Annotated in this window: 39 protein-coding genes and 1 pseudogene; 6 read left to right on the top strand and 34 right to left on the bottom strand. The window is 45.7% G+C overall.

The features are described from left to right. Together VC188_RS01845 and aroB are read left to right on the top strand one after the other, a co-directional pair. Positions 1–525: a shikimate kinase gene (locus VC188_RS01845; RefSeq protein ID WP_323482835.1), complete on the top strand. Its 525-nt coding sequence runs from the start codon at positions 1–3 to the stop codon at positions 523–525. A gap of 16 nt (positions 526–541) precedes the next feature. After that, positions 542–1,624: a 3-dehydroquinate synthase gene (gene aroB / locus VC188_RS01840; protein ID WP_251368557.1), complete on the top strand. Its 1,083-nt coding sequence runs from the start codon at positions 542–544 to the stop codon at positions 1,622–1,624. Here the strand turns inward: aroB and cyaY are convergent. Beyond that, positions 1,621–2,043: an iron donor protein CyaY gene (gene cyaY / locus VC188_RS01835; RefSeq protein WP_251368488.1), complete on the bottom strand. Its 423-nt coding sequence runs from the start codon at positions 2,041–2,043 to the stop codon at positions 1,621–1,623. The two genes, aroB and cyaY, sit on opposite strands and share 4 nt — an antisense overlap. 2 nt (positions 2,044–2,045) lie before the next feature. Between cyaY and lptM the strand changes: the two genes are divergently transcribed. Further along, positions 2,046–2,237, top strand: a complete 192-nt coding sequence (gene lptM, locus VC188_RS12040; RefSeq protein ID WP_223146583.1) for an LPS translocon maturation chaperone LptM — start codon at positions 2,046–2,048, stop codon at positions 2,235–2,237. After that, positions 2,237–3,535, top strand: coding sequence for a diaminopimelate decarboxylase (gene lysA / locus VC188_RS01830; protein ID WP_323482834.1), 1,299 nt, complete (start codon positions 2,237–2,239; stop codon positions 3,533–3,535). Before lptM ends, lysA begins: the two co-directional genes overlap by 1 nt. 98 nt (positions 3,536–3,633) lie before the next feature. Here the strand turns inward: lysA and VC188_RS01825 are convergent, their stop codons facing one another. Next, positions 3,634–4,359: a c-type cytochrome gene (locus tag VC188_RS01825; RefSeq protein WP_216190688.1), complete on the bottom strand. Its 726-nt coding sequence runs from the start codon at positions 4,357–4,359 to the stop codon at positions 3,634–3,636. Positions 4,360–4,473: 114 nt separating this feature from the next. Between VC188_RS01825 and yihA the strand changes: the two genes are divergently transcribed. After that, a complete protein-coding gene (gene yihA, locus VC188_RS01820; RefSeq protein ID WP_215321284.1) occupies positions 4,474–5,139 on the top strand; it encodes a ribosome biogenesis GTP-binding protein YihA/YsxC in 666 nt (221 codons plus the stop codon). Beyond that, positions 5,117–6,151, top strand: coding sequence for a porphobilinogen synthase (hemB, locus tag VC188_RS01815; RefSeq protein ID WP_416350480.1), 1,035 nt, complete (start codon positions 5,117–5,119; stop codon positions 6,149–6,151). Before yihA ends, hemB begins: the two co-directional genes overlap by 23 nt. Positions 6,152–6,168: 17 nt before the next feature. On the opposite strand, the gene dsbD is transcribed toward hemB, so the two are convergent. The 32 genes and pseudogenes from dsbD to tuf all read right to left on the bottom strand — a co-directional run. Beyond that, complete coding sequence (gene dsbD, locus VC188_RS01810) at positions 6,169–7,848, bottom strand: protein-disulfide reductase DsbD (protein WP_323482833.1); 1,680 nt, start codon at positions 7,846–7,848, stop codon at positions 6,169–6,171. Then, positions 7,845–8,195, bottom strand: coding sequence for a divalent-cation tolerance protein CutA (cutA, locus tag VC188_RS01805; RefSeq protein WP_323482832.1), 351 nt, complete (start codon positions 8,193–8,195; stop codon positions 7,845–7,847). The genes dsbD and cutA overlap by 4 nt, the downstream gene beginning before the upstream one ends. Positions 8,196–8,264: 69 nt before the next feature. After that, positions 8,265–8,657 carry a 50S ribosomal protein L17 gene (gene rplQ / locus VC188_RS01800; protein WP_072582073.1) on the bottom strand — a complete coding sequence of 131 codons (393 nt, stop codon included), beginning with the start codon at positions 8,655–8,657 and terminating at the stop codon, positions 8,265–8,267. A gap of 16 nt (positions 8,658–8,673) precedes the next feature. Continuing rightward, on the bottom strand, positions 8,674–9,654 hold the full coding sequence (locus tag VC188_RS01795) for a DNA-directed RNA polymerase subunit alpha (RefSeq protein WP_215321281.1): 981 nt from the start codon (positions 9,652–9,654) through the stop codon (positions 8,674–8,676). Between the two features lie 23 nt (positions 9,655–9,677). Then, positions 9,678–10,301 carry a 30S ribosomal protein S4 gene (rpsD, locus tag VC188_RS01790; protein ID WP_215321280.1) on the bottom strand — a complete coding sequence of 208 codons (624 nt, stop codon included), beginning with the start codon at positions 10,299–10,301 and terminating at the stop codon, positions 9,678–9,680. 118 nt (positions 10,302–10,419) lie between these two features. After that, positions 10,420–10,827, bottom strand: coding sequence for a 30S ribosomal protein S11 (rpsK, locus tag VC188_RS01785; RefSeq protein WP_011901923.1), 408 nt, complete (start codon positions 10,825–10,827; stop codon positions 10,420–10,422). An 18-nt stretch (positions 10,828–10,845) separates the two neighbouring features. Next, complete coding sequence (rpsM, locus tag VC188_RS01780; protein WP_071464450.1) at positions 10,846–11,211, bottom strand: 30S ribosomal protein S13; 366 nt, start codon at positions 11,209–11,211, stop codon at positions 10,846–10,848. 24 nt (positions 11,212–11,235) lie between these two features. Continuing rightward, positions 11,236–11,352, bottom strand: coding sequence for a 50S ribosomal protein L36 (gene rpmJ, locus VC188_RS01775; RefSeq protein WP_012357167.1), 117 nt, complete (start codon positions 11,350–11,352; stop codon positions 11,236–11,238). A 36-nt stretch (positions 11,353–11,388) separates the two neighbouring features. Then, positions 11,389–11,607 carry a translation initiation factor IF-1 gene (gene infA, locus VC188_RS01770; protein ID WP_068320132.1) on the bottom strand — a complete coding sequence of 73 codons (219 nt, stop codon included), beginning with the start codon at positions 11,605–11,607 and terminating at the stop codon, positions 11,389–11,391. Between the two features lie 4 nt (positions 11,608–11,611). After that, the gene (gene secY / locus VC188_RS01765; protein WP_215321279.1) at positions 11,612–12,949 is read right to left on the bottom strand and encodes a preprotein translocase subunit SecY; all 1,338 of its coding nucleotides are present in this window, start codon (positions 12,947–12,949) and stop codon (positions 11,612–11,614) included. Between the two features lie 17 nt (positions 12,950–12,966). Next, a complete protein-coding gene (rplO, locus tag VC188_RS01760; RefSeq protein WP_071464448.1) occupies positions 12,967–13,407 on the bottom strand; it encodes a 50S ribosomal protein L15 in 441 nt (146 codons plus the stop codon). Positions 13,408–13,434: 27 nt separating this feature from the next. Continuing rightward, complete coding sequence (gene rpmD, locus VC188_RS01755) at positions 13,435–13,623, bottom strand: 50S ribosomal protein L30 (protein ID WP_216154302.1); 189 nt, start codon at positions 13,621–13,623, stop codon at positions 13,435–13,437. A 24-nt stretch (positions 13,624–13,647) separates the two neighbouring features. Beyond that, the gene (gene rpsE / locus VC188_RS01750) at positions 13,648–14,166 is read right to left on the bottom strand and encodes a 30S ribosomal protein S5 (protein ID WP_011901917.1); all 519 of its coding nucleotides are present in this window, start codon (positions 14,164–14,166) and stop codon (positions 13,648–13,650) included. An 18-nt stretch (positions 14,167–14,184) separates the two neighbouring features. Next, a complete protein-coding gene (rplR, locus tag VC188_RS01745; protein WP_046329386.1) occupies positions 14,185–14,538 on the bottom strand; it encodes a 50S ribosomal protein L18 in 354 nt (117 codons plus the stop codon). A 13-nt stretch (positions 14,539–14,551) separates the two neighbouring features. After that, a complete protein-coding gene (gene rplF / locus VC188_RS01740) occupies positions 14,552–15,085 on the bottom strand; it encodes a 50S ribosomal protein L6 (protein WP_215321277.1) in 534 nt (177 codons plus the stop codon). 10 nt (positions 15,086–15,095) lie between these two features. Next, complete coding sequence (gene rpsH / locus VC188_RS01735; RefSeq protein WP_011901914.1) at positions 15,096–15,491, bottom strand: 30S ribosomal protein S8; 396 nt, start codon at positions 15,489–15,491, stop codon at positions 15,096–15,098. 24 nt (positions 15,492–15,515) lie between these two features. Further along, positions 15,516–15,821, bottom strand: coding sequence for a 30S ribosomal protein S14 (rpsN, locus tag VC188_RS01730; RefSeq protein ID WP_011901913.1), 306 nt, complete (start codon positions 15,819–15,821; stop codon positions 15,516–15,518). A 9-nt stretch (positions 15,822–15,830) separates the two neighbouring features. Next, positions 15,831–16,373 carry a 50S ribosomal protein L5 gene (gene rplE, locus VC188_RS01725; protein WP_046329383.1) on the bottom strand — a complete coding sequence of 181 codons (543 nt, stop codon included), beginning with the start codon at positions 16,371–16,373 and terminating at the stop codon, positions 15,831–15,833. A gap of 16 nt (positions 16,374–16,389) precedes the next feature. Next, positions 16,390–16,698, bottom strand: coding sequence for a 50S ribosomal protein L24 (gene rplX, locus VC188_RS01720; protein WP_011901911.1), 309 nt, complete (start codon positions 16,696–16,698; stop codon positions 16,390–16,392). 9 nt (positions 16,699–16,707) lie between these two features. Further along, a complete protein-coding gene (gene rplN, locus VC188_RS01715; protein ID WP_072582069.1) occupies positions 16,708–17,076 on the bottom strand; it encodes a 50S ribosomal protein L14 in 369 nt (122 codons plus the stop codon). 183 nt (positions 17,077–17,259) lie between these two features. Next, positions 17,260–17,529 (bottom strand): 30S ribosomal protein S17, encoded by a 270-nt coding sequence (rpsQ, locus tag VC188_RS01710; protein ID WP_011901909.1) that lies wholly within the window; start codon positions 17,527–17,529, stop codon positions 17,260–17,262. Positions 17,530–17,541: 12 nt separating this feature from the next. Further along, positions 17,542–17,736, bottom strand: a complete 195-nt coding sequence (rpmC, locus tag VC188_RS01705; RefSeq protein ID WP_215362451.1) for a 50S ribosomal protein L29 — start codon at positions 17,734–17,736, stop codon at positions 17,542–17,544. Positions 17,737–17,750: 14 nt separating this feature from the next. Further along, on the bottom strand, positions 17,751–18,164 hold the full coding sequence (gene rplP, locus VC188_RS01700; RefSeq protein ID WP_011901907.1) for a 50S ribosomal protein L16: 414 nt from the start codon (positions 18,162–18,164) through the stop codon (positions 17,751–17,753). A gap of 2 nt (positions 18,165–18,166) precedes the next feature. Beyond that, on the bottom strand, positions 18,167–18,994 hold the full coding sequence (rpsC, locus tag VC188_RS01695; protein WP_215321275.1) for a 30S ribosomal protein S3: 828 nt from the start codon (positions 18,992–18,994) through the stop codon (positions 18,167–18,169). 8 nt (positions 18,995–19,002) lie between these two features. Further along, a complete protein-coding gene (gene rplV, locus VC188_RS01690; protein ID WP_202816811.1) occupies positions 19,003–19,335 on the bottom strand; it encodes a 50S ribosomal protein L22 in 333 nt (110 codons plus the stop codon). Positions 19,336–19,342: 7 nt separating this feature from the next. Beyond that, positions 19,343–19,621, bottom strand: a complete 279-nt coding sequence (gene rpsS, locus VC188_RS01685) for a 30S ribosomal protein S19 (RefSeq protein WP_046329379.1) — start codon at positions 19,619–19,621, stop codon at positions 19,343–19,345. A 20-nt stretch (positions 19,622–19,641) separates the two neighbouring features. Further along, positions 19,642–20,472: a 50S ribosomal protein L2 gene (rplB, locus tag VC188_RS01680; protein ID WP_215321274.1), complete on the bottom strand. Its 831-nt coding sequence runs from the start codon at positions 20,470–20,472 to the stop codon at positions 19,642–19,644. A 2-nt stretch (positions 20,473–20,474) separates the two neighbouring features. After that, positions 20,475–20,789, bottom strand: a complete 315-nt coding sequence (gene rplW, locus VC188_RS01675) for a 50S ribosomal protein L23 (RefSeq protein ID WP_072582065.1) — start codon at positions 20,787–20,789, stop codon at positions 20,475–20,477. Continuing rightward, positions 20,786–21,406, bottom strand: coding sequence for a 50S ribosomal protein L4 (gene rplD / locus VC188_RS01670; RefSeq protein WP_011901901.1), 621 nt, complete (start codon positions 21,404–21,406; stop codon positions 20,786–20,788). The genes rplW and rplD overlap by 4 nt, the downstream gene beginning before the upstream one ends. Before the next feature lie 11 nt (positions 21,407–21,417). After that, the gene (gene rplC / locus VC188_RS01665) at positions 21,418–22,074 is read right to left on the bottom strand and encodes a 50S ribosomal protein L3 (RefSeq protein ID WP_011901900.1); all 657 of its coding nucleotides are present in this window, start codon (positions 22,072–22,074) and stop codon (positions 21,418–21,420) included. 197 nt (positions 22,075–22,271) lie between these two features. Next, positions 22,272–22,583: a 30S ribosomal protein S10 gene (gene rpsJ, locus VC188_RS01660; protein ID WP_011901899.1), complete on the bottom strand. Its 312-nt coding sequence runs from the start codon at positions 22,581–22,583 to the stop codon at positions 22,272–22,274. A 123-nt stretch (positions 22,584–22,706) separates the two neighbouring features. After that, positions 22,707–23,119: pseudogene (gene tuf, locus VC188_RS01655) on the bottom strand (elongation factor Tu); the annotation flags it as partial.

Below are 23,119 nucleotides of genomic sequence, written 5' to 3'. Positions count from 1 at the left end.
GTGAACTCCTCGACAAACAATATCTTTCTAATCGGCCTCATGGGCGCTGGGAAGTCGACCGTTGGTAAGGTCTTGGCCAAAAAATTAGGGCGCAGCTTTCTAGATGCCGACCATGTGATTGAAGAGCGCTGTGGCGTAAAAATCCCCGTCATTTTTGAAATGGAAGGCGAAGAAGGATTTCGCAAAAGAGAAGCTCAAGCCATCCGTGAAATCACTGCCGAGCAAGATATTATTTTGGCAACCGGCGGTGGCGCTGTTCTCTCACCAGAAAATCGGCAGGCATTAAGTGAGGGTGGCACCGTGATTTATCTTCACGCAAACCCAATTGAACTTTGGCATCGCACCAAAGGTGGCGAGGGTCGCCCCTTATTAAAAAATGGGGATGCCAAAAAGATTTTAGAAAACTTATATGCCGTTCGCGATCCTCTGTATCGTGAAATCGCTGACCATGTGATTGAGACTGGCAAGCCTAGCGTTAATCAGCTGGTCAATACCTTAATCATGCAGCTTGAACTTTCCGCTTAAATATATTGGCACTATGATGAAAACACTTGAAGTTGATCTTGGCAATCGCAGTTACCCGATTTATATTGGCAAAGATCTGATTGATCAAGCAAGCTTATTTAAGGCCTGTGAAAAAGCAACCTCTATTTACATTGTTAGTAACACTACGGTTGCCCCGCTCTATGCTGAGCGCCTAACTAAGACGCTGAGCACCTTTGGGAAGCCTGTTAGGACAATTGTTCTACCTGATGGCGAGTCATATAAAGACTGGAAAAATCTTCAGTTGATTTTTGATGATCTTTTAAAGTTTGGCGCTGATCGCCACACCATGTTGGTTGCCCTGGGTGGTGGCGTTATAGGCGATATGACTGGATTTGCTGCGGCTAGCTTTATGCGCGGCATTCGCTTTATCCAAGTACCCACTACCTTGCTTGCACAGGTAGACTCTTCCGTTGGCGGTAAAACGGGCATCAATCATCCGCTAGGTAAAAATATGATTGGCGCCTTTCATCAGCCGGCCGCTGTGATTGCAGATCTCAATACCTTAAAGACTCTACCCCCGAGAGAGCTATCTGCTGGGCTTGCTGAAGTTGTGAAGCATGGCGCTATTGCAGATGCCGAGTTCTTAAATTGGATTGAATCTAATGCCTCACCGCTGCTAGCCTGCGACACAGAAGCAATGGGTCATGCCGTCTTACGTTCCTGTGAAATTAAATCTGCAGTAGTTTCCGCAGATGAAAGAGAGGGCGGTATTCGTGCAACCCTCAATTTTGGTCATACCTTTGGTCACGCAATTGAAGCGGGTATGGGCTACGGCGAATGGCTACATGGTGAAGCAGTCGGATGTGGCATGGTGATGGGTGCGGATCTGTCACGTCGACTCAACTACATTAGCGACGCAGATTTCCAGCGTCTCACCAAAATCATCCAATCTATGAATTTACCAACTACGCCGCCAAAGTTTGGTGTAGGGCGTTATATGGAACTTATGCAGGTTGATAAAAAAACCGAGGGCGGTCAAATCCGTTATGTTGTTTTAGAAAAGATTGGTAAAGCCCAGATTAAAAGCGTAGCTGATGCCCAAGTGATTGAAACTTTAAGTGCTACTGGCGCAGCTTAAATCAAGCTCATATTAACTGCTTGACCAGCCTGAGCGCTCGCAAACTCAGTCAAATCGCTTAAAAGCTCTTTTCCTGTTTTGGTATCAAGCCACAAAGGTTGTGCCATAGTGCCAGCCCAGCGATAGTGATATCCACCCGATTTGGCAGCGACCCAAATCTCATGCAAAGGTGGTTGAGTATTAATCACAATGACACTTTTATCCTTAAAACGAATATTAATAACGTTCCCGCCTTGGCGCTCAATATCCAAGTCGAGATCTAATGCTTCATCAGCAGTCTCCAACGCCACCTCTATGGAATGCAATAAATTGCTTCCCAGCTGGTAAAACTGCTTGTCATCGATGGTTTCTACGCCTGGATCGTTTGGATTCATACCGGAGTCCTGCATGCTATATTCAATCATTCGTTTTAGAGACATTCATGATAGCGATTCTTAATAGAACCCTCTGCCTTAGCCTTCTAATATCCCTTGTTGGGTGTGGGGTAAGAGGACCGCTATTTATGCCAAATGTGCCACCAGTTCCGTCAGCTCCTACAGAGCCGGAACCTAAAGGCAAGCTATACCCACCTCAAACCCCTGCTAGCCCAAGCAATTCTTCATCGGCCAAGTAATGAAAAGCAAAGCAATCCCCCTTCCTAAGTTATCCGGGTTTACTGAACGCGATGGCAACTGGTATGCCGAAGAAATTCTACTCGCAGACTTAGCAAAAGAATTTGGTACGCCGCTATATATCTATAGCAAAAAAGCATTGACTGAAGCCTACCAAGCCTACGACAAGGCATGCGTTGATAGCAACGGTAAGCGTCGTGCTCGTGTGCACTACGCCATGAAAGCCAACAGCAATTTAGCGGTGATTGATTGCTTTAAAAAACTGGGTGCTGGATTTGATTTAGTGAGTGGTGGTGAGTTAGCTCGTGCATTAGCAATTGACGCAGATCCAAAGAGCCTAGTATTTGCAGGTGTAGGTAAATCTGCTGCTGAAATCGCTACAGCCCTCAAAGCTGGCGTCAAATGTATTAATGTTGAATCGATTGCTGAACTGCATAAGATTAATCGCGTAGCCACTGAACTCAATTGCCGCGCCCCGATTTCTTTACGCGTTAATCCTGATGTAGATGCGCAAACCCATCCTTATATTTCCACTGGGCTTAAGGGCAATAAATTTGGCATCGCATATCACGAGGTTTTAAAAACCTATCGTGAAGCATCACAACTTTCTCAAATAGATGTAGTTGGAATTGATTGTCACATTGGCTCTCAAATCACGACCACCGCCCCTTACTTAGATGCGTTAGATAAAGTGTTAGATCTTGTCGCGCAACTGAAAAAAGAGGGTATTGTGATTCACCATCTTGATCTTGGTGGTGGTCTTGGTATTTCTTATAGTGATGAAACCCCGCCAGACATTACTGAATTTACGAACACCTTATTGAATCGAGTGGCTGAGCGTGGTTTTGGTCACCTTGACGTTGTGCTTGAGCCAGGCAGGTCATTAGTAGGCAATGCTGGCGTGCTACTAACAACTGTAGAGTATTTAAAGCCCGGTGCTGAGAAGAACTTCTGCATTGTTGATGCTGCAATGACTGAACTGATGCGACCTGCCCTATATGAAGCACATCATGGAATAGTGCCCGTACAAAAGAAGGCAGCAAAAGCATTGACCTATGACATCGTTGGTCCTGTTTGCGAATCTGGCGACTGGCTGGGAAGGGATCGTCATCTTGCGGTAGAGGAAGGCGATCTGCTAGCTATTCTGTCTGCTGGCGCTTATGGTTTTGTAATGGCATCCAACTACAACACGCGCCCTAAACCTGCGGAGATTATGGTTGATGGAAAAAATGCTTACGTTATTCGCACTCGCGAAAAAACTACTGACTTGTTTTCTTCTGAAACAGTTTTACCAAGTTAACAATCAGTAATTGGAGCACATTTAAACACTTTGCAAAAGTTTTAGTCAATAAAAAACCCCGCTGAAGTAGCGGGGTTTTGTTTTAAGGCTTTAGCTAATTAATGCAAGCCTGCGATGTAATCAGCTACCGCTTTCATTTCTTTATCCGAAAGCTTTGAAGCAATCGTTGTCATTTGACTACTGTTGGTGCGCACGCCTTCACGGAACGCTAGCAACTGGGCATTATTGTATTCAGCCCATTGACCGCCAAGGAGTGGGTACTGAGCAGGAATACCAGCGCCTGTTGGGCTGTGGCAGGCAGCACAAGCTGGAACGCCTTTTGCTGCAATACCACCACGATAAATACTTTGGCCTAATGCGATTGTTTCTTTATCTTGAGCAACACCCTGGGAGATAGGCTGCTTAGATAAAAAAGCTGAAATATTTTGCATGTCTTCTTGAGTCAAAGTGGCGGCCATACCCATCATGATTGGATTTGCGCGAGTGCCTTCTTTAAAGTTTTTCAACTGCTTTGTAAGGTATGCAGCATGCTGTGCGGAAAGCTTTGGCCATGTACCAATCGCACTTTGACCTTTAGGGCCATGGCAAGTGATACAGGCGGTTACGCCACGAGTTGCATCACCATTTGAATACAGTGCTTCACCCGCGGCTGGATCAACCTTAGGTTTACCTGGAACTTCTGCTTTAGCTTCTGGAGCGGCTGCCATAGGAGCAGCATCGGCAGCAAAAACTGCACCAGATACGCCGATCAGAGCGAAAATGGAGAGAACCGCAAAACCAGCCCGTAAGCCAGTTAATTTGGAGATTTGAGAGGTTTGACGCATTATGTTTACCTTGGCAAAAATTCCTAAAAGTGTTTGGGCCCTGCATTTACAACTTTTTACCCAACACCATGAGATATTTCATGATTTTGCGTGATTTTACAATAGCTTCTGGACATGTCTAAACTCTTTCAAGCCCGATTCGCCACTACAGTCAATGATACCCATTGTCTACCTGCCACCCCGCTGCGAGAGGTGGCCTTTGCTGGCCGCTCAAATGCAGGCAAATCTAGCGCCCTTAACATCCTTTGCAACCAAAAAAGGCTAGCTTTTGCCAGTAAAACGCCTGGACGCACCCAACATATTAACTATTTCGGTGTTTTTGCAAAAGATGACCTGCTAGCTTATTTGGTTGACTTGCCAGGCTATGGCTATGCAGCAGTCAATCACGAGACCAAATACCACTGGAATGCCCTCCTAAGCGACTATTTACAGGAGCGAGAGCAGTTGGTAGGCATGATCCTGATCGTGGACTCAAGGCGCGGTATCACCGAGCTAGACGAGCAAATGATTCAGTGGTTTGTACCCACTGGCAAACCTATTCACGTTTTACTCAGCAAATGCGACAAACTAAACAAAAGTGAGTGCAAGCATGTGCTGGAGGCGGTACGCCAGCAATTACAACAATATGACCCAGCCCTACCGGATGGAACGGGTGACTCTAAGCAACTTACGGCACAATTATTTTCAAGCACCAAACGTATTGGCCTAGAAGAGGCAGATAATTTAATTATTAAATGGCTATTTGAAGCAGAAACTCATGAAGATGAAATCACCAGCTAACTCATTGCTTAGTTTTCCAGAACACCGTCCTCGCCGCATGCGTCGTGATGATTGGTCACGTCGCCTCATGCAAGAGCACAATGTTTCGGCAAATGATTTAATCTACCCCGTCTTTCTACTTGAAGGTCAAGGCAAATCCGAAGCAGTTGCCTCTATGCCTGGTGTTAACCGCTTTTCATTAGACCTGCTCATGCCAATTGCACAAGAATGTGTGGATTTAGGCATTCCAGTTCTTGCGCTTTTTCCAGTAATCGATAGCGGATTAAAAACACCTGATGGTGAGGAAGCCTTTAATTCAAAAGGACTCATCCCTACGGCTGTTCGCGAACTCAAAAAACGTTTCCCCAATTTAGGCATCATGACTGATGTAGCGCTTGATCCATATACAAGCCATGGTCAAGATGGCGTACTCGATGAGCAAGGTCGTATTCTGAATGATGAAACGACTGCCATCTTGGTTCAGCAAGCGCTCACACAAGCAGAAGCTGGTGTTGATATTGTTGCACCATCAGACATGATGGATGGGCGCATCGGAAAAATTCGTGAAGCGCTCGAGCAAAAGAATTTAATTCACACCCGAATCATGGCTTACTCAGCTAAATATGCCTCTGCCTTTTATGGCCCCTTTAGAGATGCAGTTGGTTCTGCAAAAAACCTAGGTAAGGCCGATAAAAAAACATATCAAATGGATTGCGCCAATAGCGACGAGGCTTTGCGGGAGGTTGCTCTTGATATCAGCGAAGGTGCAGATATGGTCATGGTGAAGCCCGGTATGCCTTATTTGGATATTGTGCGTCGCGTCCGTGAAGAGTTTGACTACCCGACTTATGCCTATCAAGTAAGCGGTGAATATGCCATGCTCAAAGCTGCCGCACAAAATGGCTGGCTAGATCACGATGCTGTGATGATGGAATCGCTGCTCGCCTTTAAACGCGCAGGTGCTGATGGTGTTTTGACTTACTTTGCACTCGAAGCAGCACGCCGACTTAAAAAAAACGCAGCAGGCAAATAAAAAACAAATTTGATTTTTTATTGAGTGCTTGCTGCTTGTTTTAATCGTTCTATAAAACGCTGGGGTGGCATGTAGCCAATCACACGTTGGTCTTTTAGCTCTCCTGAATTTTGATTGAAGATCAGAATTCCTGGGGGACCAAATAAACCGAAGCGCTTAAGTAATACCTGGTTCTCAGGGCTATTTGCAGTAACGTCAGCTTGTACTAAGACAAACTGTTTTAGCTCTTTACTTACCTCTGGATTTGTAAAGGTATTTACTTCCATCTCCTTACAGCTAATACACCAGTCCGCATAAAAATCTAGGAGGACCACTTTCTTTTCTTCCTTGGCTTTGCTTAGTTGCGTATCTAACTCTGCAGGCGAATGAATCACTACAAAAGATAAATCACCAACCTCATGAATGCTCTGGCCGTTCACTAATTTTGTAGCTCCTGCAACATCATTTTTCTGGAGCAATGGCGAGGCAATCCATGCTGCCGTGGCGACCAGAAGAACTCCCAAGGTACGCTGTAAATAAACCATCCAAATACCCGTGGATGGAATCAGAATGCGGGCCTCAATCGCAATAAAGAATAGTGGTAGCCCCATTCCTAGGGCCATTACAAAAAGGAGTCCTGCGCCTAGACTCATAGAGCCGGTTTGCGCAATAAAGGCTAAAACGCCTGCCAGGGGCGCTGTAATACAGGGGCTGGCTACTAAAGTAGAAATACCCCCCAAAGCAAAAGCACCAAATACATTGCCGCCCTTTTGGCGCCCTGCCAACCGATCTACATGGTGATGCCATGATTGCGGCAACCGTAGGTCATACAAACCAAACAAACTGCCTGAAAGGGCCAAAAGTAGTAGGGCAAAAGCAGCTAATGCAATGGGGCTCTGCAATGCACGCTGTACGCTCCCACCAAGGGCCGCCATAAGCACACCTGCCAAGGCGTATACCAATGCCATGCCCAAGACATAGGCTAGCGCTAAGATGCTGGCACGCCCCTTGGTTACAGCCTTACCGTCTTGAGTGCCAAAGATAACGCTCGACAAAATAGGCAACATGGGAAGGACGCAGGGTGTAAAAGCGAGCGCAAGCCCCAATACAAAGAAAGCTAGAAATAAATAAGCAGTTGAAGTGCTTTCTAAAAAGCGACCAATAGCATTGACGTCATCACGCTCACGCCATAAATCGGCCAAGCCGAATTCGCCGCCAACCTGGGAGCTAGATAAAGGCATGCCATCTAAAGCATCTGGAATCGGAGCTACTTTAACCCCAGGACCGGCGAGTAAAAATTTCAGGGTCATAGGTGGATAGCAAATGCCTGCCTCGGCGCAACCTTGCAGTGTTACAGCTGCATGGATCGGCTTGCCATCGGCAGGCTTTACATCTAAAAGTACTAGGAAGGGTTCTTTATAAACTTGCAGTTTTTTCTGAAAAGTTTCATCAAACTTCACCACACCTGATGGCAATGAAGGCCTTATATTAATTAGCTTCTCAGCCTGCGTGCCCGCTTGGAACTTTAAAGATTCTTGATAGATGTAATAGCCTTTAGCAGGCAAAAATTCCAGCTCCACTTGATTGGAATTTTCTAACCAAGTAGCCTCCACTCGGAACGCTTTCTCTGGGGGCAAGAAATCCGGCGCAGCAAAAACTTGCGCGGACAGGAATAAAAATAGGGCAAAGATCTTTGCTACAAAGGAATGCATTCTCATGACTTCGAATTTACCTCAGACTCGACCCACTTGCCGAATTGCTTTTCATATTGCTCAGGGGAAAAGGCCAATATTTCCGGCAGGTCATAAGGATGCTGTTCTTGAATAAAGCTGGAAATTTCCAGCCATTTACTTGCGATAGTTTTCGCAGAAAGCAATACTTCATGCTCCTCGCAAACTTTACCCTTCCAGCGATAAATTGATTGAATACCCTCCGTAAGCTGCACACAAGCGGCGAAATTTCTCTCCACCAAGGCTCTTGCCAAGGCTGTGGCAACCTCTAAATTAGGAAGGCTCGTTAGCACCACCAAAAGCTTGCTGGAATTGGCTAGGGAGTTTTCAGACATTCTGTATTTATAACCTGATAAATGAAAAAAGCCAGACCGAAGCCTGGCTTTTTACCGTAACACCGAGACTTAAGCCTCTTCAGTTACTGCTGTTTCTTCAACTTCTGGGCGATCTACTAACTCAACCAAGGCCATTGGCGCATTGTCGCCATGACGGAAGCCAAACTTCAAAATACGAAGATAGCCACCTGGACGTGTTGCGTAACGTGGACCCAGCTCTGTAAAGAGTTTGGCTACGATATCGCGATCACGCGTGCGATTGAATGCTAAGCGACGGTTTGCTAAGTTGTCTTTTTTACCTAAGGTAATCAAGGGCTCAACAACCATGCGCAATTCTTTTGCTTTTGGCAAAGTCGTTTTAATGACCTCGTGCTCCAAAAGTGAATTGGACATGTTGCGCAGCATCGCCAAGCGATGTGATGATGTTCTGTTTAGTTTGCGTAAGCCGTTTCCGTGACGCATGATGCTTCCTTTCTAATTATTTCTCGAGGTTAGCTGGAGGCCAGCTTTCGAGTTTCATGCCAAGACTTAAGCCACGAGCAGCCAATACATCTTTGATTTCATTCAAAGATTTGCGACCCAGATTAGGCGTCTTCAACAATTCATTCTCAGTACGTTGAATCAAGTCACCGATGTAGTAAATGTTCTCAGCCTTCAAGCAGTTTGCAGAGCGAACTGTCAGCTCGAGATCATCAACCGGACGCATCAACATTGGATCAACCATTGATGAGCGGCTTGGTGCTAAATCACCAGAAACTTCGCTGCTCTCAAGAGCCGCGAATACAACTAATTGGTCAACCAAGATGCTAGCTGCTTGACGAATTGCTTCTTCAGGAGACAACACACCGTTTGTTTCAATCGTCATTACTAAACGATCGAGGTCGGTACGTTGCTCAACACGAGCAGACTCAACAGCATAGCTAACACGGCTTACTGGGCTGAATGAGGCATCCAGCACAATACGACCAATGATCTTAGTAGCTTCGTCGCTGTACTGACGAACGTTACCAGGTACATAACCACGGCCTTTTTCAACCTTGATCTGCATGTCCAACTTACCACCAGCTGACAAGTGAGCGATCACATGATCAGGGTTCATGATTTCTACATCATGTGGCAAATCGATATCTTTTGCCGTAACAACCCCTGGGCCTTCCTTGCGCAAATTGATAGTGACTTCATCACGTGACTGCAACTTAAATACGATACCTTTGAGGTTCAACAAGAGGTTTACTACATCCTCTTGAACTCCATCCAAAGTGGAGTACTCATGAACAACGCCTGCAATAGCTACTTCAGTTGGCGCATAACCAACCATCGAGGACAAGAGTACGCGACGTAATGCATTTCCGAGTGTGTGGCCATAGCCACGCTCGAACGGCTCCATAACAACCTTAGCTTGGTTGGCGGTAAGCGCTTCAACAGAAATAATCTTTGGCTTGAGCAAATTTGTTTGCATATTTTTTCCTTGAGAGTGCCTAATTAGCGTGAATACAATTCGACGATCAAACTTTCATTAATTTCACCGCTAATATCTTCACGGTCAGGCACTTGCTTAAATGTTCCCTCGAGCTTAGCTGCGTCAACTGAAACCCAAGTAACAGCTGCCATTTGTCCGACTAAATTGAGTGATTCTGTAATACGCGTTTGCTTCTTCGCTTTTTCACGAATCGCAACTACATCACCAGGCTTAACCTGAATTGATGGAATATTGACAGGGCTACCATTGAGCAAAATTGCACAGTGAGAAACCAACTGACGTGCTTCAGCGCGTGTTGAACCAAAACCCATGCGATACACCACATTGTCTAAACGTGACTCAAGCAACTGGAGCAATGTTTCGCCAGTGTTGCCCTTGCGACGCTCAGCTTCTGCGAAGTAACGACGGAATTGACGCTCTAATACGCCATAGATACGCTTAACCTTTTGCTTTTCACGCAATTGATTACCGTAATCAGATGTTCTTGAGCCAGATGTACGGCCATGTTGACCAGGCTTAGTATCTAACTTGCACTTGTCTGACAGGGCGCGACGAGCGCTCTTTAAAAATAAGTCGGTACCTTCCCGACGTGCTAATTTGGCCTTAGGCCCTAAGTAACGTGCCACGATGCTTTCCTTTCTTTGCCGCAGCCTTACGACCGACGGTGAGTTCGCCCTTTAAATCAGGCAAACAGTGGGCTTTAATAAAAAACTACTGAAACTGTTGTACTGCCAACTTCCAAGCTTAAATACGACGACGCTTAGGAGGGCGGCAACCATTATGTGGAACTGGAGTTACGTCTTGAATCTCAGTGATCTTGATGCCTAATGAGTTCAATGCACGAACTGCTGATTCACGACCTGGGCCTGGGCCTTTGATCTGAACTTCCAAGTTCTTAATACCGCATTCAACGGCTGCTTTACCAGCAACTTCTGCAGCTACCTGAGCAGCAAAAGGTGTTGATTTACGTGAGCCCTTGAAACCCTGGCCGCCGGAAGTTGCCCATGAAAGTGCATTTCCTTGACGATCAGTGATCGTAATAATGGTGTTATTAAAAGAAGCGTGAACGTGTGCAATACCGTCAGCAACGTTCTTTTTAACCTTCTTACGAGCGCGCTGTGAAGCGGCGGAAGCGGATTGTTGTTTTGCCATGTCAATAAACTTTCTTGATTATTTCTTCAGTTGCACGCCGGACTTACGCGGGCCCTTGCGGGTACGAGCGTTTGTCTTAGTACGTTGACCACGTACGGGCAAGCCCTTACGATGACGTACGCCACGGTAGCAACCTAAGTCCATCAAACGCTTGATGCTCATAGTTACTTCACGACGAAGGTCACCTTCAGTGATGAACTTACCAACTTCATCGCGTAACTTTTCCAAGTCAGCGTCAGTAAGATCTTTAACTTTTTTATTGATTGCAACACCTGTGGTTTGACAAATTTTGTTAGCACGAGTTGTGCCAATGCCAAAAATTGCTGTTAAACCGATAACAGTATGTTGATGATTTGGGATATTTACCCCAGCGATACGTGCCATGAGATTTCCTCTTAATTAACCAGTTCAGCCTTGACGCTGCTTATGACGTGCGTCAGAAGAACAGATCACGCGAACAACGCGTTTGCGCTTAATGATCTTGCAATTTCTGCAAATACACTTAACGGATGCTAAAACTTTCATAACTCACCTCTAAAAAAAATTGGTACTTCTTAATCTTTACTTCGCGCGGAAAATGATTCTGGCGCGCGTTAGGTCGTAAGGAGTCATCTCCACCGTCACCTTGTCTCCCGGCAAAATACGGATGTAGTGCATCCGCATCTTTCCGGAAATGTGCCCTAGAACCACATGTCCGTTTTCCAGCTTCACGCGAAACATCGCGTTCGGCAAATTCTCTACAACTTCTCCCGCCATCTGAATTACATCGTCTTTAGACATTCAGTTAAGCGCCCATCTTAAAGTTGGCTTTCTTCATTAAAGAGCCGTACTGCTGTTGCATGACAAATGACTGAACCTGAGCCATGAAATCCATTGCAACAACAACAATAATTAATAATGAAGTACCGCCGAAATAAAACGGCACGTTGTACTTCAAGACCAGGAATTCTGGTAACAAGCAAACCAGAACCATGTAAATTGCACCAGCCAGAGTTAAGCGCACCAAGATCTTATCGATGTAGCGCGCTGTTTGGTCGCCTGGACGAATACCAGGAACAAAGGCACCACTCTTCTTTAAGTTCTCAGCAGTCTCACGACTGTTAAATACCAACGCGGTATAGAAGAAACAGAAGAAAATAATCGCAGCTGCGTACAAAATCGTATACACGGGTTGACCAGGAGCTAAGGTCGCTGCTAAGTCTTTAATAATTCTGCTGAACATATTGGTTGGCTCGCCTGATGTAAACCAGCCAGCAATCGTTGCGGGAAACAAAATAATAGATGAAGCAAATATTGGAGGAATAACGCCTGCCATGTTCAACTTCAATGGGAAATAAGAGGACTGACCACCGTAAATCTTGTTGCCAACTTGACGCTTAGCGTAGTTCACCAAGATACGGCGCTGACCGCGCTCTACAAACACCACAAAATAAGTTACTGCTGCAACGATCACAACGATCAAAAGCGCAGAAATAATATTCATTGAGCCAGTACGAACCAGCTCTAACAAGCTAGCCAATGCATTTGGTAAACCAGAAACAATGCCACCAAAAATAATGATAGAGATGCCATTACCCAAGCCACGCTCAGTAATTTGTTCACCCAACCACATTAAGAACATTGTGCCTGTTACCAAAGTAACTACTGTATTCAATTCAAACATCAAACCTGGGTTAATAACTAAACCTGGTTGAGCCTGTAAAGCAACAGAAATCCCTAATGCTTGGAATGTAGCCAAGAACACAGTGCCGTAGCGCGTGTACTGAGTAATCTTGCGTTGACCTGCTTGGCCTTCTTTTTTCAAAGACTCTAGAGAAGGCACAACAATCGTCATTAACTGCATGATGATCGATGCAGAAATATACGGCATGATTCCCAAAGCAAAGACAGTGAAGCGAGATAAAGCGCCACCAGAGAATAAGTTGAACATTCCCAAGATACCGTCTTTTTGGCCAGAGAACAACTGCGCTAATTGATCTGGATCGATTCCAGGGACTGGAATATGAGCACCCAAACGGAACACGAGCAAAGCCAACACCAGGAAGACTAAGCGTTGGCGTAATTCGCCAAACTTGCCACCTGTTGCTGCAGTGCTTGCGTTATTGGTAGGTGCTAATGCCATATCTACTAAAAGACCTATTAAACCAATTCAACCAATTTGCCGCCAGCTGCTTCGATTGCTGCTTTTGCGCCGGCAGTAGCTGTAATACCCTTGAGGGTTACAGCAATCTTGAGTTCGCCAGTCTTGATAACCTTAACTGCATTGATTTGCTCACCAGCAAAGCCGTGTGCCTTCAATACCAATAAGTCCACTTCTGGCAAATTGATTTTTGCTAAATCGTTCAATGTAATTTGACCAACGTGACGACGTGTCAAAGACACGAAACCGCGTTTTGGCAAACGACGATACATAGGCATCTGACCGCCTTCAAATCCAACCTTGTGGAAACCACCAGAACGGGATTTTTGACCTTTGTGACCACGGCCAGCAGTTTTACCAAGACCAGAACCAATACCGCGACCAACGCGACGACGGTTTTTCTTGGAGCCTTCTGCAGGTTTAATTGTGTTGAGTTGCATATTCTTCGCCTATTTACTTGCTAGTTATCAGCCAACGACTTTAACTAGATAAGAAACTTTATTAATCATGCCGCGAACAGCTGGAGTGTCTTCCAATTCAGAAACTGAATTGATGCGACGAAGGCCTAAGCCTCGTACAGTTGCACGGTGGCTTTCGCGTGTACCGATCAAGCTGCGTACTAATTGCAGTTTGACTTTGGAGATAGTTGTTGTCATTTGTAGATTCCTAATCTTTTGGTCTTAGCCGAGAATCTCTTCAACTGACTTACCGCGTTTAGCAGCAATCTCAGCAGGAGTACTCATCTTGCTCAAGCCATCAATGGTTGCACGAACCAAGTTGTATGGGTTTGTAGAGCCAAGTGACTTAGCAACCACATTAGTTACACCCATTACGTCGAAAATTGCGCGCATTGGGCCGCCAGCAATAATTCCAGTACCGTCTTTAGCTGGGGAAATCAAAACGCGTGACGCGCCATGTTGACCAGTAACGGTGTGCTGCAAAGTGCCTTTACGTAAAGTAACTTTGATCATCTTGCGACGAGCTTCATCCATTGCCTTTTGAACAGCAACTGGCACTTCTTTAGATTTACCCTTACCCATGCCGATGCGGCCATCGCCATCGCCAACTACAGTAAGTGCGGCGAAGCCGAGAATACGACCACCCTTAACCACTTTAGTTACACGATTAACAGCGATCATCTTCTCGCGAAGACCATCATCACGCTCTTCGTTTTGCATCTTAGTTTGCATTTTTGCCATGTTTTTTCCTAAACCCTATTAGAACTTCAGGCCGGCTTCACGCGCAGCTTCAGCTAAGGCCTTAATACGGCCGTGGTAACGATGACCGGAGCGATCAAATGCAACATCAACAATGCCTGCCTTAACAGCACGCTCAGCAACTAATTTGCCGATTTGTTTTGCAGCTTCAGCGTTGCCGCCGTTTTTGATCGCTTGGCGCAAATCTTTTTCCATTGTTGAAGCGGCTGCTACAACTTTGGTTCCGCATGGGCTATAAACCTGAGCAGAAATATGAGTATTGCTACGGATAACTGTTAAGCGATTTGCCAATGCTTCGGCAATGCGAATACGAGTCTGCCTAGCGCGTCTTTGTCTGGATTCGTCTTTATTCATTTTCTAATCTCGCTTACTTCTTCTTAGTTTCTTTCAGATGCACAACCTCATCCACGTAGCGAACACCCTTGCCTTTGTATGGCTCTGGTGAACGGTATGCGCGAACTTCAGCTGCGACCTGGCCAACTTGCTGCTTGTTGGAACCTTTGATAATGATTTCAGTTTGCGATGGAGTCTCAGCTTTTACACCCTTTGGTAGGTTGTAAATAATGTCGTGTGAGAAACCTAACTGCAACTTCAATGTTTCACCTTGAGCAGCAGCACGGTAACCAACGCCTACTAAGCTGAGCTTGCGCTCAAAGCCAGCAGTTACGCCAACAACCATGTTGTTAACCAAAGCACGGGCTGTACCTGACTGTGCACCAGCTTCTGGTGAGTTGTTATTTAAAACAACTGTCAATACGCCATCTTCTTGTTTCAAACCAACAGAAGGATGCAAGTTGTGTGTCAAAGTGCCCAATGGACCCTTAACAGTTACGTTTGCACCGTTGATGCTGATCTCAGCGCCTTTAGGAACTGTAATTGGTGATTTACCTACGCGGGACATATTTCGCTCCTTAAGCTACGTAGCAAATAACTTCGCCGCCCACGCCTGTTGCACGTGCTTTACGGTCTGTCATTACGCCTTGAGGGGTTGAAATAATTGCAATGCCCAAGCCATTCATTACTTCTGGAATGTCATGGCGACCTTTATAGATGCGTAGACTTGGTGTTGATACACGGTCAATACGCTCAATAACAGGACGGCCTGCATAGTATTTGAGATCAATATGGAGCACTGGCTTAGCTGCTTCACCTTTGATTTCAAAACTTTCGATATAGCCTTCATCTTGCAAAACTTTTGCGATGGCTACTTTTACTTTTGACGACGGCATCAAGACTACGGGTTTCTGCACTGCTTGCGCATTGCGGATCCTTGTCAACATGTCGGCGATTGGATCGCTGATACTCATGAGTTCTCCTAATTCTTTCGCCGCTTACCAGCTGGCCTTGGTTAAACCGGGGATTTCGCCACGGAAGGCGATTTCACGAATCTTGCTACGAGCCAATCCGAATTTACGGAATGTGCCACGTGGTCGACCGGTTAATGAACAACGATTTCTTTGACGAATCGGGCTTGCGTTACGTGGAAGTGCCTGTAGTTTTAAGCGAGCTTCATAGCGCTCTTCATCGCTGCGTGATTGATCAGCAATGATCGCTTTGAGTTCGGCACGCTTTACAGCGTACTTCTCTACAGTTTTTGCGCGCTTATTCTCGCGCTCAATTAGGGATAGTTTTGCCACGTTAGCCTCTTAATTGCGGAAAGGGAATTTGAATGCCGCCAACAAAGCTTTTGCTTCTTCGTCGGTTTTAGCAGTCGTCGTAATACTGATGTTGAGACCGCGGAGGGCATCAATTTTATCGTATTCGATTTCAGGGAAAATGATCTGTTCTTTAACGCCGATGTTGTAGTTACCACGGCCGTCAAATGCTTTACCAGAGATACCGCGGAAGTCACGTACGCGTGGCAATGCAACAGTTACGAAACGATCCAAAAATTCGTACATGCGTGCACCACGCAATGTCACCATTGCACCGATTGGGTAGCCTTGGCGAATTTTGAAACCTGCAATCGCTTTTTTCGCTTTAGTTACAACTGGCTTTTGGCCCGCAACTTTAGTTAAATCACCAACTGCATTTTCGATAATTTTCTTGTCGTTCACTGCATCACCCAAGCCCATGTTCAGGGTTACCTTAGTGATACGTGGAACTTCCATTACAGACTTATAACCAAATTTGGCGATTAAATCTGCAACAACTTTTGCTTGATAGTGTTCTTGAAAACGTGTGCTCATAATTTCTCCGTGCCCCTTATGCGCTTAAAGTTGCGCCAGTGGTTTTGAGGAAACGTTGCTTTTTACCATCCACGAGTTTGATACCAACACGTGATGGCTTGCCGTTACCGTCAACCACAGCCACATTAGAAATGTGAACAGGCATCGTCTTGTCAATCATGCCGCCAGTAACACCGGCTGCTGGATTTGGCTTAACGCTCTTTTTATAAATATTTACGCCTTCGATCACTAACTTGTTCTCGAGAACGGCTGTAACAGTTCCTTGCTTGCCCTTATCGCGGCCAGTCAACAGAACTACGGAATCACCTTTACGAATCTTTTTCATATCAGCCTCTTAAATAACTTCGGGGGCGAGAGAAACGATCTTCATGAACTTTTCAGTACGCAACTCGCGCGTCACTGGTCCAAAGATACGTGTGCCAATTGGCTCTAACTTAGCGTTGAGCAATACCGCAGCGTTGCCATCGAACTTAATCAATGAACCATCTGGACGGCGAACACCCTTAGCAGTTCTCACAACTACGGCGTTATAAATGTCACCTTTTTTAACACGGCCACGTGGAGCAGCAGACTTAACGCTGACTTTGATGACATCACCGATACTGGCGTAACGACGCTTAGAGCCGCCCAATACCTTGATGCACAACACTTCACTGGCGCCTGTGTTATCGGCAACCTGTAATCTACTTTCGGTTTGTATCATTTCTAATCCCCAACTTATTGGCCAAAGGCAAACAGTCTTGGTTCCGTCTATGGGCTTTAACGAGAGCTAAAACCCGGAATTAATGAAAAACACTGCTTCTCCAATAAAACCAGAGAAGCCTTCTATTCTACTACGAAAAAAAGGGATTTGGGAAGAATCTTCACCAAAATCCCCAATATTTCTTTAAATACCCTTTGAAGCCTCAACCAAACGGGTCACAACCCAAGATTTAGTACGTGAAATTGGCTTAGATTCAGCAATTTCAACGGTATCACCCATCTTGTATGTGCCAGCTTCGTCATGAGCATGGTACTTTTTGGACTGGCCAACGTACTTACCAATCACTGGATGCTTAACTTGACGCTCAACCAACACCGTCACAGTTTTCTGCATTTTGTCGCTAACAACACGGCCCACGAGGGTGCGGCGCAAGGGTTTAGATAATTCTGTCATATCCCTTTTTCCTTATTTCTGTGCAGTCTTTTGGGCGATAAAAGTCTTCACACGAGCGATGTCGCGCTTATTTTTACCCAATTGGCTGGTATTTGTGAGTTGCTGAGTGCCTTTTTGCATGCGGAGCTTGAAACCGGTCTTGAGCAACTCGGTTAACTCTGCATTTAAAGCTGTCAGATCTTTTGAAGCTAATTCTGTATTTTTCATAATCTCTATCCCGATCAACCTAAGTGGCGAATCACGAAAGTGGTCTGTAAAGGCAACTTAGCGGCAGCAAGCTTGAAAGCTTCGCGCGCCAATTGCTCATCAACACCGTCCATCTCGTAGAGCACTTTGCCTGGTTGAATTTCAGCTACGTAGTACTCTGGATTACCTTTACCGTTACCCATACGTACTTCAGCAGGTTTTTGTGAAATTGGCTTATCTGGGAAAATGCGAATCCAAATACGGCCACCACGTTTAATGTGACGAGTCATTGCACGACGTGCTGACTCGATTTGACGAGCAGTCAAACGACCACGGCCAACGGCCTTCAATCCAAAGTCACCAAAGGCTACGGAACTACCACGTGTTGCCACGCCAGTGTTGCGACCTTTTTGTTCCTTACGATACTTGCGACGCTTTGGTTGTAGCATGCTTACTCTCCTGACTTCTGCGTATCTGCGGCAGGTGTTTCAACCTTACGCACACGCTTTACTGCTGGCTTAGCAGCAACTAATGGCTTGTCTGTGCCAGCAGCTGGTTTACGAGCAGCTGTCTTGCTTGGGGCACGACGAGTTTTCTTTTCTTCGGCAGCTGGTTCAGCTGATGGAGCAACCACTTGAGCTTCTGCACCACGACCCAATGTGTCGCCTTTGTATACCCAAACTTTTACACCAATGATGCCGTATGTAGTTTCAGCTTCTGATGTTGCGTAATCAATATCAGCCTTCAATGTATGAAGTGGAACACGACCTTCGCGATACCATTCGCGACGAGCGATCTCAGCACCATTCAAACGACCTGATGACATGATTTTGATACCTTGCGCGCCAAGGCGCATTGCATTTTGCATTGCACGCTTCATCGCACGACGGAACATGATACGTTTTTCAAGCTGCTGAGTAATTGAGTCGGCAATTAATTGCGCGTCAACTTCTGGCTTACGAATTTCTTCAATGTTCACGTGAACTGGAACACCCATACGCTTTTGCAATTCGCGGCGGAGCACTTCAATATCTTCGCCTTTTTTACCGATTACAACGCCTGGACGTGAGCTATAGATGGTGATGCGGGCATTCTTTGCAGGACGCTCAATCACAACTTTACTTACGGATGCATTCTTCAACTTCTTTTTGAGATAGATGCGGACATCTACGTCCTCTTTCAACATCTTCGCAAAGTCAGTATTGTTTGCATACCAACGTGATGTCCAATTCTTCGTTACCGCGAGTCGGAATCCGGTTGGGTTTATCTTTTGTCCCATATCTTTCCTTAGTTACTCAAGGTCACGGTAATGTGACATGTTTGTTTTTCAATTTGATTACCACGACCCTTAGCGCGTGCTGTGAAGCGCTTCAAGGAAGTACCTTTATCAACAATAATTGTTGAAACCTTGAGCTCATCAATATCAGCGCCTTTATTGTGTTCAGCGTTGGCCACTGCAGACTCAACCACTTTTTTCACAATGAAGGCAGCTTTCTTGGGGCTGAAATTCAAAATGTTTAATGCGCGTGCAATTGGCAAACCACGAATTTGGTCTGCGACCAAACGTGTCTTTTGCGCAGAAATGCGGGCGCTCTTGTGAATAGCTTTAACTTCCATCATCATCCCCTTACTTCTTCGTTACTTTCTTGTCAGCAGCGTGACCTTTGAAAGTACGGGTCAAGGCAAATTCGCCTAACTTATGACCCACCATGTTTTCTGATACATAAACCGGAACATGTTGACGACCGTTATGCACAGCAATCGTCAGACCAATAAAGTCTGGGAGGATTGTTGAACGGCGTGACCAAGTTTTGATCGGCTTTTTGTCTTTGTTGGCTTGTGCGACTTCAACCTTGTTTACCAAGCTGGCTTCGCAAAATGGGCCTTTTTTAGCTGAACGTGTCATATCTATTTTTCCTTAATCGCTTAACGCTTTTGACGACGTTGAACGATCATCGATGTTGTACGCTTGTTACGACGTGTACGATAACCTTTAGTTGGAGTGCCCCATGGAGATACTGGTACACGGCCTTCACCAGTTTTACCTTCACCACCACCATGTGGGTGATCTACTGGGTTCATTGCCACTCCGCGAACGGTTGGGCGAATACCACGCCAGCGATTTGCACCAGCTTTACCAATAACACGCAAGCTGTGCTCTTCGTTGCCAACTTCACCAATAGTGGCGCGGCACTCAATCAGAACACGGCGCACTTCGCCTGAGCGCAAACGCACTTGAGCGTATACACCTTCACGGGCCAACAATACTGCTGAACCACCGGCCGAGCGTGCTACTTGAGCACCCTTACCCGGCATGATTTCTACACAGTGAATCGTGCTACCAACCGGAATGTTGCGAATTGGCAAGTTATTACCAGACTTGATTGGGGCTTCTGAGCCACTCATCAATGCCTGACCAACAGTCATCCCTTTTGCAGCAAGAATGTAGCGACGCTCACCATCAGCAAACACGATCAATGCAATATTTGCACTACGGTTTGGATCGTATTCCAAGCGTTCAACTTTTGCTGGAATACCATCTTTGTCGTTGCGTTTGAAATCAACAACACGATAGTGATGCTTATGACCGCCACCTTTATGACGGGTAGTGATGTGACCATTATTGTTACGACCCGCTTTTTGGAATTGTGGCTCTACCAACGCTGCAAAAGGTTTACCTTTATGCAGGTCAGGATTTACCACCTTGACCATTGAACGACGACCTGGTGAGGTCGGTTTTGTCTTCATCAAAGGCATGATTAATTCGCCTCCGCTTCAAAGTTAATTTCTTGACCTGGCTTCAAGCTTACGTAGGCCTTCTTAGTGTGGTCACGACGACCCTCAAAACGGCCATAGCGCTTAGGCTTACCCTTTTGATTCACGATCTGAACAGAATCAACTTGCACTTTGAAGAGCAATTCAACCGCTTGTTTTACATCGAGTTTATTTGCGTCGCGAGCTACTTGGAAAACTACTTGTTCGTTTTTCTCTGCAACCATAGTGGCTTTTTCAGAGATAACCGGTCCAAGCAGAACCCTCATTAGGTTGTGATCATTTTTACGGACTTGGCTCATTTCAGCAACTCCTCAATTTTTGCGATCGCAGCTTTGCTTACCAATACTTTTTTGTATTGAACCAAAGCTAACGGATCAGCGTGCTGTGGCTCACATACAGCAACCTTATGCAAGTTACGTGATGCCAAGTACAAATTCTCGCTAACCTGATCAACAATAATCAAGACTGAATCCAATCCCATAGCTTTAACTTTGTCAGCTAAAACTTTAGTCTTTGGAGCGTCAAGAGAAAATTGATCAACTACATTCAAACGACCTTCGCGTGCTAACTGAGACAAAATAGATCTCATGCCGGCGCGGTACATTTTCTTGTTTACTTTTTGGCTGAAATTCTCTTCTGGAGAATTCGGGAATATACGACCACCTCCACGCCACAGCGGGGAAGAGCTCATACCAGCACGTGCACGACCCGTACCTTTTTGACGCCAAGGTTTCTTGGTTGTGTGCTTAACTTGCTCACGGTCTTTTTGTGCACGGTTACCGCTACGTGCATTTGCTTGGTAGGCCACAACAACCTGGTGTACCAATGCTTCGTTATATTCACGTTCGAATACTTCCGGTGAGGCTTGTACGCCTGCACCTAAAGTACCGTTGTCTTGGAGAAGCTTAAGTTCCATAATCGCTCTCCTTATTTCTTCTTCAGCGGTGTTTTAACCGCTGGAGTAACAATAACTTTACCGCCTGGGGCACCTGGAATAGCGCCTTTAACCATGATGAGATTACGTTCTGCATCAATGCGTGCGATGACTAAATTTTGAACTGTACGTGTAACGTCACCCAAGTGACCGGTCATGCGCTTACCAGGGAAAACTCGACCTGGATCTTGCGCCATACCGATAGAGCCAGGTACGTTATGTGAGCGTGAGTTACCGTGGGATGCACGACCAGAAGCGAAGTGATAACGCTTGATGGTACCAGCGTAGCCCTTACCGATAGACACGCCTTGTACGTCCACTTTCTGGCCAGCAGTAAATGCAGTGTCAGCAGGAATAACTTGTCCTGGTGTCATTTCTGCAATTTTTGCTGCATCTAATTGGAATTCGTTGAGGCCGTTACCTGCCATCACACCAGCTTTGGCGAAGTGACCAGCCATTGCTTTAGTAACGCGAGTAGCTCTACGTGTGCCATGTGCTAACTGGATAGCATCATAGCCATCAGTTGCCTGGGTCTTGATTTGAGCGATTCTGTTGTCGCTCACGTCAATTACGGTCACAGGGATTGAGTCCCCTTCGTCCGTAAATAGACGGGTCATGCCGACCTTGCGGCCGATTAAGCCTAAGCTCATATTCATGCTCCACGCCGACTTCGATTGGTCGGCAAAATTAATTTAAGTGATTTACAAGTAAAAGTACTTCTAAATCAATAACTTACAACGTTTTTAGTGCTGATAAAACTAAGATTATCGCCCAAATAATTGAGCGAAGCCTTAGATTCTATCCCGAAAACCCAGTCTTGACAAGCAAAAAGGCTGGAAACAACAAATTACTGCAACTTAATTTCAACGTCCACGCCTGCTGGAAGGTCTAACTTCATCAAAGCATCTACAGTTTTCTCTGTAGGATCAACTATATCCATCAAACGGAGATGGGTGCGGATCTCTAACTGATCACGGGATGTCTTGTTCACGTGTGGTGAACGCAAGATATCAAAACGCTCAATACGGGTTGGCAAAGGAACTGGACCCTTAACAACTGCACCAGTACGCTTAGCTGTATCAACGATTTCAGCTGCAGACTGGTCGATTAAACGGTAATCAAATGCTTTAAGGCGAATACGAATTTTTTGGTTTTGCATATTAATTCCAAAGAGCGTTGTGGTGCTGCCACGTTATACATCTAAAGAGCTCGGTGACATCAGCAGCACTGATGTCACCGGTTAGCAAACCGCTAAATATTTTTACTAATTAAAACTTACTACTTAAGCCAAAATCTTTGCAACCACGCCAGCGCCAACAGTACGGCCACCTTCACGGATCGCAAAACGTAAACCTTCTTCCATCGCGATTGGAGCGATGAGTTTTACGGTAATCGAAACGTTATCACCAGGCATCACCATTTCTTTGTCTTTTGGCAACTCGATTGAACCAGTTACGTCCGTAGTACGGAAGTAAAACTGTGGACGATAGTTGTTAAAGAATGGAGTATGACGACCACCTTCATCTTTACCCAAGATATAAACCTCGGCTGTAAAGTGAGTATGTGGAGTGATTGAACCTGGCTTAGCCAATACTTGGCCGCGCTCAACTTCTTCACGTTTTGTACCGCGTAACAAGATACCAACGTTATCGCCTGCTTGACCTTGGTCGAGCAATTTGCGGAACATTTCAACAC

The sequence above is a fragment of the Polynucleobacter sp. MG-28-Ekke-A2 genome (assembly GCF_035012985.1).
GTDB lineage: Bacteria > Pseudomonadota > Gammaproteobacteria > Burkholderiales > Burkholderiaceae > Polynucleobacter.
Note: the sequence above shows the minus strand (reverse complement) of the source record. Positions and strands in the feature narration are given on the sequence as shown.